The following is a 7,661-nucleotide window of genomic DNA, read 5'->3' as shown; positions in this document are numbered from 1 at the left end:
CTATACGGCGGCCCTCAACCAGCCGGTCGCGCATCCGGTTCACGACGACCCCTCCACCGGCGCGGTGGAAACGGCCTTCGAGGACAATCTCGGCTTCACCGTCACAGCCACCGTGACCGACGCCGACGGCTCCACCGGAACCACCAGCTTCACGGTGGTGATCGACGACGACCTGCCGGTGGCGGTCAATGATACCTGGGCGTTGACTGTTACGGGACCCACGGTTCTCACCGGCTTGCTCGCCAACGACAAGTTTGGCGCCGATGGCATCGATACGGACAATGCTCCAACGTCAGGCCAGGTCACAGTCACCACAAACGGCGCCCACGGCACGGTGGTCTACAACAATGATGGAACGTTCACCTATACGCCAACGGGCGTCTACGTTGGATCGGACTCATTCACCTACACGATCAAGGACGGCGACGGCGACACGTCGACGGCAACGGTAACGCTGAATGTCCAGACCAATACGGTCCCGTCAGGCGGCGGCACCGCCTCGCTTACATTGAACGAGGCCGCGCTCGACACGACGCAGGATGCCTCGTTGCCGGCGGATCTTCATGCTGGTGTCGTGACCGGCACCAATCCAGGCAGCCGTGGCGAGACGGCGCAGGCAAACAGCGGGATCACCTTCACCTCATCAGGCGAAGCGATTTCCGTTGCCTTCGCCGACCCGACCGACGCTTCAAAGTGGGTGGCACCGACGGTTTCGGGTCTGGCTTCCGGTTACACGCTGTCCTGGAGTTTGGTCGGCGGGGAATTGGTCGGACACTTAATCCAGACGGTTGGCAGCGTGGACCTTGGCGCATTCGTCTATCTGGCCTTGTCGAATACAAACGCAGCCGCCAACAGCTCACTCACTCCGGTGGTGACCGCAACGTTGACCGATCAGCTCCAGCATGCCGCGGGCTCCGGCAACATCGCCATCAACGGCCTCCAGGTGGTGGCAACCGACACCAGCGGCGATCACGTTTCCGGCGCGGTCAACCTGACGGTTCTGGACGACGCTCCGCTGCCGTTCAAGCCGGATACAATCTTCGTGGACAATGCCAGCCACGCAACGCTCACGGAACAAATCAATTTCGGCCCGAGCGCCGGCGCGGATGGAATCGGCAGCGTCGTGTTCAATGTGACGGATGGTGGTGCCGTCACGGACACGACGGGCTTGAACATTTTCCTCAATGGCGAGCAGGTCTTCTTCCATGTCACCGATGCGCATACGGTGGAGGGACGGACGTCTGCCGCGAACGGAAGCGACCTTGCCTTCACGGCGACACTCGATCCAGTGACGGATACCTGGACATACGCTCAGACCGGGTCGCTGTTTGCAGGTAGTCAGTTTAGCAGCGCCAGTTTTTCCAATCCTGGCGGCAGCAACAACGGGGCAATCGTTCTGAATGGGCCAGATGCCACACAGAACGACCTTCTGGTCACAGCTAACGGAGGCAATAGCGTAAATACGAACAACAGTGAGTTTGGCGTTGCCGACGGCAATAGCATCAAAAGCGGCGAGACGATCCGATTCGATTTCGTCCACAACGCGACGACAGACGGTACCGTCGCCGGAAGCAACTTCACCGACCACTACGAAGTTAGCAGCTTCACAAGCACCGTTGACGCCGGTGGCGGCGGTGCCGCCACGCTCATGATACGGGGCGTGAATGCCGACAACGACCACACCTACGTCGGCGACGGGGACGAGGGCACAGCTCAATTCCTTAGCGTCACGGTGGCAAACAATTCCGGAGGCTCCGCGCCCATCGTAACCTACAACGCAGACGGTACCATCACCCTGACTAACCTCGGAAATGGCGACACATTTACTGTGACGGCGAGCAGCGACGCGTTCAGCGCAATGGAGATTTCGGGGCTAAGTGGGACCAACACGTTCAAGTTGACTTCGCCGCTGTTCACGACGGCCAATGCCGCGACACCGTTTGACATTTCGATGCCTGTCACCGCGAAGGATGGCGACGGTGACTCGATCACAAGCACGCTGACGGCACATCTTTCGCCCGATGCAAGCACCTGGCACGGTACAGCTGGTGCCGATACGCACGCGACAACGACAACCGAGTCTTCCCTGTTTGGCGAAGACGGCAACGACATCCTTACCGGTATCAATGGACACGATGCCATCCTGTCCGGAGGACGGGGTATCGATACACTCACAGGTATGGACGGAAACGACACGCTTTATGGCGGCTCTGGCAACGACACGCTCATCGGCGCCTCCGGCAACGACACGCTCGTCGGCGGTTCGGGCCAGGACACCATGACCGGCGGCACGGGCGCCGATACGTTTAAGCTCGACGGGCTCGACATAAAGGATCTCATCGTCGACTACAACGGCGGCCAAGGCGACAAGATCGACCTGACAGCCCTGTTCGATACGGCGCCAGGGGACAATATTGCTGACTTCGTGAAATACGATTCGACGTCGCACACGCTCAGCGTCGATGCCAATGGTGCAGCCGGCGGTGCCAATTTCGTGGATGTTGCCGTCTTGCAGAACGCGCCTGCAGCCGGCACCATTAATCTGCTTTACGACGACACGGCGCACGTACAACATCCCATCACGATCTAACGCCATGGCACACGGTCGCATAACTATGTTATACATTGAGAATATAGAGGGGAGCTCATCATGAAACGTTCTGCAAGACTGCTGGTTTCGGCTGCGGTGCTGTTGTTAACGGCCGGGTCGGCCGGCTATGCCGCCGATATCATCGAAGGCCCGACGGCCGATTATTGCCGCACCGTTGGAACGTCCAATCTCGTGCTGACCGACAACACGGTCGACCTCACGAAACAGGTCGTGAAGCTGATGGACGAGTCGGTCGCCGTCGCCAACAGCCCGGAATGGATCCATTCATCCCGGCCGGTCTTCGTCTGGGCATCGGAAGCCAAGGTCGCGTGCGGCATGGCTTATGGCTACCTGAAGACCAACTACAAGGACGAAGACACGCTCAACAAGTGCGAGTGTTTTCACGATCGCATGGTCGAGTACATGAACTGACCGCAGCGAGAGCGCGCCGGCGGGTCCGATGATTGGCGATCGCGCATCGCTCGCCGTGATCGCCGGGGCGATTGCGCTGACCGGTTGGCTGGTGCCGGCGGCGCCAGCCAGGGAATTCGAGCCGTCTTCCGTCGACCAGGCAACATCAGCCATCGCAACGCGGCGGACGCACTGCAGCGCCGCATCCCAGTGGTCGCGCGAGACCTACAAGGCGTTCGCGACCTGTCAGGCATCGATCTACGGTCTTCAACCGGCACTGGCGCATGCCGTGATCGAGATCGAAAGCGGCTTCGATCCTGACGCACGCGGGGATGCTGGAGAAATCGGACTGATGCAAGTCATGCCGGCGACCGCGCGCATGCTCGGCTTTCGCGGTTCGCTCGAGAATCTCAGCGCGCCCGCGACCAATATCGCGTTTGGCGTCGAGTATCTGGCGCTCGCGAACAAGCTCGCCGGCGGCGATCTGTGCACGACCGTGATGAAATATCGCGCTGGCCACAACGAGACCCGGTTCTCGGCACTTTCCGTTCGCTATTGCGAGCGTGCGAGAGCCATACTGGCAAGGGATGGCCTGGAGGTAGCCGGGCCGTTGCCTGTGGCGACATTCGGGTTTTCCGCCCTTTCGCAGGAAAGCATGCCGACAGGGGCAAAGCGTGTCTGTGTGCGCAGGTTTTTCGTGCCCGGCCCACGCTATATGAGATGTGCCGACTATCGAACCGTGGAGCAGGCCAGACGCATCAAAGCGCTCAGGGCCGAGCTGTTCCGTGACTGAGCACTTCGGTCCAATGGAGCCGCCATGATATATCGTGCGGACGAGACCGGGAAAGACACGTCGTCGCCATGCGCGGCAGACAGGGTGGGAGCAGAAAATGGAATTTGACCGGCCGGTCCACGGCCCGCGGACATGGGTGGTCGCTTCCATGCTGGCTATGTCGTTGCTCGGCTGCCAATCGAAAGGCGCGGTGTCCGACGCGCTCGATCCCGCTGCCATCCAGGCCCCCAATCAGCCGGCTGCCGTTGCTGTCGCCAATGCAAGCCTGACAACGCAGTCTCTCGGCACCGGCCCCACAAAAGTCGCCATGCTGCTGCCCCTCTCCGCCTCCGGATCCGCAGGCGAAAACGGCAGAAAGATGCTCGACGCCGCCAAGCTCGCGATGACTGATCTCGGCAACCCGCTGCTGACGCTTACCATCGAGGACACAAGGGGAGACGCGACCTACTCCCAGCAACTGGCGGTAAAGGCCATTACGTCGGGAGCGAAAGTGGTCATCGGTCCGACCGAACTGCCGGCGGCGCAGCATGTCGCCAAATTGTCGGGCTCAAACCGGCCGGTGGTCCTGGCCCTTGCGGACAATTTTGCCGGTGGCCCGGGCGTCTATGCGGTATGCCTTAGCGAGGCGGACAGCGCGGCCGCGGGAGCTGGCGCGATCGCGGCCAAGGGCGGCAAGAAGTTCGTTCTGCTGGTGCCGGCGGGCGCGAGTGCCGACATCATGGAGAAGCGGGTCGCCAACAGCCTCAGCGTGTATGGAGCCGCCCTTGCCATCACCATACCCTATACGATCGCCGACAGCGCGGCAAAGGCGGTGACGGACATGGGCTCGCTGGTGGACGTTCCCGATGCCGTGATCGTTGCCAGCGGCGACAGCAATCCGTCGCCAATCCTGATCGCCCTGAAGGCAAAGGGCATTCCTGGAAAATCGACCTCCGTGATTGGCACGAACCGCTGGCTGGAGCACCCGACCAGTCCACTTTTCGAAGGCGCCTATATCGCGACGCTCGATCAACACGAAACAGGTCCGATTTCGGATCGTTTCAAGGCAACCTTCAACTACCAGGCCGACGTCAATGTCGCTTATGCCTATGACATGGTTGCCCTGACCGCGGGGATCGCGAGCGCTGCCGGACCTAACGGTTTCAACAGGCAGGTTTTCGAGAACCGGAGTGGGTTTCGCGGATCGACCGGCTTGTTCAGGTTCCGCGCGGATGGATCCAGCGAACGCTCGATGCCGTTCTACCGGATTGAAAAAGGCGCGCTCAAACCGGTTGCCAAATCGACGTCCAGCTTCTAGCGAATTGGGCGCGGGCGGCCTGATGGGACAAGCCGGACGCCTTCGCATGATGATCGCCGTCGCAAGCCTCGAGCTTCTCGTCGGCATCCTGCTGCTGATCAGGGCGGCGACCCTGTTCCCTGTCGAACGGACCGTCACCAACCCGGCCCCGGATGTCGGCGATGAAGTCGCGCAGCACCCGGTTCGATCGATCGTCAATTCAGCCCGCAAGATTGCCCAGGATCTCATCGCACCGCCGCAGATCGAGGGGACCGACATGGAGCGGGTGGAACCTCGCTTGCCCCTTGGCGATCTCGGTCTCGCCCCACAACCCAAGCCATCGATGCCTAAGGATTGGCAGGAAACACCGCTGTATCGTCCGGTGGCCACGTCGTCGGCCGGTTTCGAATCCATGGGGCGGAAATTGTTCATCAGCGGAACCCAAAGCGTTGCGACCGACAGGGTCTGCCTGTTTCACGAGAGTGCCTGGCCTTGCGGGCAGCGGGCGCGCGCGGCTTTCAACAACTGGATGCGCGGGCGGGCGCTGAGCTGTTTCGTGCCTCCGGCGGTCGACCGCTTCCCTGTCGCGGCGACATGCAGGCTGGGCAAACAGGATGTCGGCGCCTGGCTCGTATCGAATGGCTGGGCGTTGGCCTTGCCGGGCGGCATCTATGGCAAGGCCGAAGCAACAGCGAGGACGGCGGAGATGGGAATCTTCGGTCCCCCGTAGGCGGCAGCAACCGGATTCGCCACAAAGGGCCGCATCGTCTGTTCAGAAAGCTGGCGATACGTCTCAAATTGTATTGTTCTTCGAAACCGAAATCGTAACTTGCCGGTCTTATGCTTGGCGTTCGAACGGAGATCGACGATGAGCAACGCAGCAGCTGATGTCCCGGCCCATCACGAATGGAAGAATGTCGCCTGGTTGGCTTTCCTTGGGACCATCGGCAGCCTGTGCGTCTCCCTGATCCTGAACTACCTGCTGTTGTTCAGCGAGACGCTGACGCCTTTCGGGCGCGGCATGATCACCGCAACGCTTTTGCCTTTGGTGATCTGCCTGCCGCTTTTTGTGTTCATAGGCCTGAAACTGGCCGAGATCCGTCGCTATAGGCGGGAACTCAACAGGGCCGCGACCTTCGATGCGCTGACCGGTTGCCTGAACGGCAAGGTTTTCACGTCGCTGATCGAGAGACGGGCAATCAGGTCTTCCCCACCTGGCGAGCGATCGGGCGCCTTCCTGGTCGTTCATCCTGAACATCTGAACGCCATCAATCTGCGTTTCGGCCTGAGCTGGGGCGACGAAGCCTTGCGCCTCATAGCCTCGACCATCCGCTCTTGCGTGCGCTCGCAAGACGTCGTCGGCCGCATAGGCGCGTCCATGTTCGGCGTCTTCCTTCCCGGAACGAGCGAGGCCGAAGCCAGGACGGTTGGCGAGCGTATCCGCGCCAGTGTCTCGCAGGTCTATTTTGCCCCTCAGGGCGCCGAGGAGATCCTGGCCGTCACCGTCGGAGGCGTGGTTTTCGAGCAGGACCTGGACTTCGAGGACATGTTCCGGCCGGCGGAAGAGAGCCTGTCGGGCAAAGGCGGTTTTGCACTGTCGCGCATTCAACCCGCTTCAGCCTGACGCCCTCCAAGACTTGTTCGGTTTTGCCGCGACTTTTGCCATAATCGGGAAAGTCGATGCCTGAATGCGTGGCTTACCGCCCGCGATCCCTTCGCTACGATCCTTGGCTGAGGGCCAACGCGCAGATCCTACTGGGCCTCGGCGCTGTCGGCGTCAGCTCGCCTCGCGCATCGCTTCGGCGGCCTGCAAGTCGACGGAGACCAACTGGCTGACGCCCTGCTCGGCCATCGTCACGCCGAACAGCCGGTCCATGCGGGCCATGGTGATGGGATTGTGGGTGATGATGACGAAACGTGTCTCGGTGGTGTTGGCCATCTCGTCCATGAGATTGCAAAAGCGCTCGACATTGTGATCGTCAAGGGGCGCATCGACTTCGTCGAGCACGCAGATCGGCGCCGGACTGGTCAGGAACACGGCAAAGATCAGCGACATCGCCGTCAGCGCCTGCTCGCCGCCCGACAGCAGCGTCATGGTCTGCGGCTTCTTGCCGGGCGGACGGGCCAGGATTTCAAGTCCCGCCTCCAGCGGATCCTCGGATTCGATCAGTTGCAATTCCGCCGTGCCACCACCGAACAGATGCGAGAACAACCGCTGGAAATGGCTGTTCACCACATCGAAGGCGGCCAGCAGCCGCTCGCGGCCTTCACGGTTGAGGCTCTGGATTGCTTGCCTGAGCTTGCGGATCGCTTCGATGATGTCCTCGCGCTCGGACACGATAGCCTCCAGGCGATCGGAAAGCTCCTTCTGCTCTTCCTCGGCGCGCAAATTGACGGCGCCGAGCCGTTCGCGCTCGATTTTCAGCCGATCCAACTGGCGTTCGATCTCGGCCATCTCGGGCATCGGGTCGCCGGCTTCCAGGCCGGTGTGGCGGATGACCAGATGCGGCGGCGTGTTCAGCGTTTCCTGGATGCGCGCCTCGACCTCGAGCCGGCGTTCGTCCGCCGCCGTCAGCCGTTCCTCGGCGCGG

6 protein-coding genes and 1 pseudogene are annotated in these 7,661 nt (G+C 61.4%); 6 read left to right on the top strand and 1 reads right to left on the bottom strand.

Annotated elements, in window-relative coordinates; all coding sequences use genetic code 11:
• From O7A61_RS29750 to O7A61_RS29725, 6 genes are all read left to right on the top strand, one after another.
• On the top strand, positions 1-2,590 hold a 2,590-nt coding region (locus O7A61_RS29750), incomplete at its 5' end, for a beta strand repeat-containing protein (RefSeq protein WP_337132791.1).
• A gap of 60 nt (positions 2,591-2,650) precedes the next feature.
• Positions 2,651-3,022 carry a hypothetical protein gene (locus tag O7A61_RS29745; RefSeq protein WP_337132790.1) on the top strand — a complete coding sequence of 124 codons (372 nt, stop codon included), beginning with the start codon at positions 2,651-2,653 and terminating at the stop codon, positions 3,020-3,022.
• 28 nt (positions 3,023-3,050) lie between these two features.
• Positions 3,051-3,794 carry a lytic transglycosylase domain-containing protein gene (locus tag O7A61_RS29740; protein WP_337132789.1) on the top strand — a complete coding sequence of 248 codons (744 nt, stop codon included), beginning with the start codon at positions 3,051-3,053 and terminating at the stop codon, positions 3,792-3,794.
• A gap of 97 nt (positions 3,795-3,891) precedes the next feature.
• A complete protein-coding gene (locus O7A61_RS29735; protein ID WP_337132788.1) occupies positions 3,892-5,091 on the top strand; it encodes a penicillin-binding protein activator in 1,200 nt (399 codons plus the stop codon).
• 46 nt (positions 5,092-5,137) lie between these two features.
• Complete coding sequence (locus tag O7A61_RS29730; protein WP_337132787.1) at positions 5,138-5,800, top strand: thermonuclease family protein; 663 nt, start codon at positions 5,138-5,140, stop codon at positions 5,798-5,800.
• A 138-nt stretch (positions 5,801-5,938) separates the two neighbouring features.
• Entirely contained in the window at positions 5,939-6,694 is a 756-nt protein-coding gene (locus O7A61_RS29725) for a GGDEF domain-containing protein (RefSeq protein ID WP_337132786.1), read from the top strand.
• A 153-nt stretch (positions 6,695-6,847) separates the two neighbouring features.
• Here the strand turns inward: O7A61_RS29725 and O7A61_RS29720 are convergent.
• Positions 6,848-7,661, bottom strand: a pseudogene (locus tag O7A61_RS29720) (AAA family ATPase); the annotation flags it as partial.

Source organism: Mesorhizobium sp. Cs1321R2N1 (assembly GCF_037179725.1).
Classification (GTDB): domain Bacteria; phylum Pseudomonadota; class Alphaproteobacteria; order Rhizobiales; family Rhizobiaceae; genus Mesorhizobium; species Mesorhizobium salmacidum.
This window is presented reverse-complemented; position numbering and strand designations above follow the sequence as displayed.